Source organism: Rhodococcus sp. CX (genome assembly GCF_015865005.1).
GTDB lineage: Bacteria > Actinomycetota > Actinomycetes > Mycobacteriales > Mycobacteriaceae > Rhodococcus.
Genome location: NZ_JADZGH010000156.1, coordinates 1 through 2,657, shown reverse-complemented (window position 1 = coordinate 2,657; position 2,657 = coordinate 1). Strand labels below are relative to the sequence as shown.

Sequence of the window (2,657 nt, the reverse complement as noted above, 5' to 3'; positions counted from 1 at the left end):
GGTGGACCCGCCGGGACGTGGGCCGCCTTGCGTGCCCGCCGCGCCGGGGCCGACGTCGTGCTCGTCGACAAGGGCTACTGCGGGACCAGCGGCGCGACCGCACCGTCGGGCACGGGTGTCTGGTACGTCGCGCCCGAGCGGTCCGCGCGGGAGCAGGCCAAGGCGAGCCGCGAAGCGCTCGGCGGCTACCTGGCCGATCACCACTGGATGGACCGGGTGCTCGACCAGACGTACGAGAACATGAACCTGCTCGCCGACGAGGGCCGCTACCCGTTCCCCGTCGACCCCGACACCGGTCTGCAGATTCGCACCGGCGTGCAGGGCCCGGAGTACATGCGACGGATGCGCGCCTGGATCAAGCGCGCCGGCGTGCGGATCCTCGACCATTCGCCGGCGCTGGAACTGCTCGTCGACGCCGACGGGCAGGTGCGCGGCGCTGCGGGATACCGGCGCCAGGCCGACCGCGACTACCGGATCACCGCCGGGGCCGTGGTCATCGCGAGCGGTGGCTGCGCATTCCTGTCCGGTGCGCTGGGCACCAACGTCGACACCGGCGACGGTGCTCTCATGGCAGCCGAGGCCGGCGCGTCGTTCTCCGGGATGGAGTTCGCGAACGCCTACGGGATCGCGGCGGCCGGTTCGACCGTCACCAAGACCGCCTACTACGGCTACGCGACGTTCTTCCACGCCGACGGTCGCGTGCTCGAAGGCGCGGGCTCGTCGAAGGGCCGCTCGGTGATCGCGCGAACCCTGCTGACCGAACCGGTGTTCGCCCAACTCGATCGCGCCGACCCTCAGGTACAGCAGATGATGCGGGCCGGACAGCCCAACTTCTTCCTGCAGTTCGACCGTCGCGGCATCAACCCGTTCACCGAGCGCTTCGAGGTGACGATGCTCGCCGAAGGCACCGTCCGCGGCACCGGCGGCATCGACATCGTCGACGACACGTGCGCGACGTCGGTGCCCGGCCTGTTCGCCGCCGGTGACGCCGCGACCCGCGAACGCATCTGTGGGGGGTTCACGGGCGGGGGCAGCCACAACGCGGCGTGGGCGATGTCGTCGGGCAGCTGGGCGGGAACCGGCGCGGCCCGATTCGCGCGCACGGTCGCGCGGGTGACCGCCTCCGAGCTGCGCCCGGCCGGTCGCGCGGGGCTGCGCCCGACCGGCCGCCCGACCCTCGACACGGCCACGGTGCTCGCCGCGGCCCGCGACGAACTGCTCCCGGTCGAGAAGAACCTGCTGCGCGACGGCCCCCGGCTGCAAGCAGCGCTGGGTCAGCTCGAAGGGCTGTGGGCGGATGCGACGCGGAGTCTCGGTGCCTCGGGCGAGGAGCGGGTCCGGGCACGGCAGGGGGCGGCGATCACTGCAGTCGGCCGCTGGATCTACCATTCCGCGCTGGCCCGCACCGAAACCCGCGGCATGAGCAAGCGGTCCGATCATCCCGACCTCGACCCCGCCCAGCATCACCACGTTCTGACGGGCGGGCTCGACACGGTGTGGACGCGAACCGGGGCGGTCCGGAACTCACTGCTGGTGGCGTCATGATCGAACTGCTGATCGCCGACGCGTGCATCGGCTGCGACAAGTGCGTCGACGCATGCCCCACCAACGTGTTCGAGCGCACCGCCACCGGCATCCCGGTCATCGCCCGCCAGAGCGACTGCCAAACCTGCTTCATGTGTGAGGCGTACTGCCCGACCGATGCGCTGTACGTGCATCCGCAGGCGACGCCGGTGTCCGAGGAGGACCTCGACGCCGAACACATCGGCCGGTACCGGGCAGAACTGGGTTGGGGTAACGGTCGCGTCCCCGGCGCTCGGCGGGCGGTGGGCCCGAAACTGCCGCACGGCCCGTTGCCGCCGAGGCTTCCCGCCGCGGTTCTGGGCGGGTCGGCGTGACCGAGCTCCGCGTCGCGGTGCTCGGTGCCGGAGGGCGCGCGGGTAGCGCCGTCGTGAGAAGGATTCTGACCGAAGGTCATTCGGTCACCGCGTTGGTGCGGGCGAGGGCGCGGCACCCGTGGTTGGCCCAGCGAGGGGTCACCGTGGTCGAAGGGGATGCCACCGATGCGGCGGATGTGGCACGCGCACTCGCCGACGCGGATGCCGTCGTCAATGCCGTGACGCCGTTCTCGGCCCCGCCGCCGTCGTTCGACGGGTTCGACGAGACGTTCTACGCGCGGGTGCTGGGCGCGATCCTCGCCGGTCGGCGTTCACCCGACGTGCGGATCGTGACCGTGGGGTTGTTCGCGAACCTGCGGTTGCCGGACGGTCGTGCGGTGTCGGACGTCGTCGATCTCTTTCCACAGGAGTTGCTTCCGTTCGCCCGCGCCCACGCGGGTGAACGCACGGTTCTGTCGCAGGCGGATCCGGCGCCGAACTGGCTGATCGTCACCCCACCGGCGGGTCTGTCGTCCGACGCGGCCGAGGTGTCGGCGTACACGCTGACCGAGGTCGTCGGCCCGGAAGCGCTGGGTGCGGCGCTGTCGTACGAGACGCTTGCGGCCGCTGTGGTCGACGAGATCGTCATGCCCACGGTTCGGCAGCGTCAGGTGCTGGTCCTGCCGGCGGCTTGACTCCCGCCAAGTCGCATCGTCGATCGATGCCGGCCGGAAAAGGCGCCGAAGCGAACCGTTTCCGGCCGGCAACGCCGTCATACGC

3 protein-coding genes are annotated in these 2,657 nt (G+C 71.3%); all 3 read left to right on the top strand.

Going from position 1 to position 2,657, the window contains the following annotated elements; translation table 11 throughout:
* Positions 1 to 1,545, top strand: a 1,545-nt coding sequence (locus tag I0Q12_RS16180; protein WP_197252881.1) for an FAD-binding protein, incomplete at its 5' end; no start/stop codon positions are given.
* On the top strand, positions 1,542 to 1,898 hold the full coding sequence (locus I0Q12_RS16175; RefSeq protein WP_197252880.1) for a ferredoxin family protein: 357 nt from the start codon (positions 1,542 to 1,544) through the stop codon (positions 1,896 to 1,898). The genes I0Q12_RS16180 and I0Q12_RS16175, both read left to right, overlap by 4 nt.
* Entirely contained in the window at positions 1,895 to 2,572 is a 678-nt protein-coding gene (locus I0Q12_RS16170; protein WP_197252879.1) for an NAD(P)-dependent oxidoreductase, read from the top strand. Before I0Q12_RS16175 ends, I0Q12_RS16170 begins: the two co-directional genes overlap by 4 nt.
* The last annotated feature ends 85 nt before the right edge of the window (positions 2,573 to 2,657 follow it).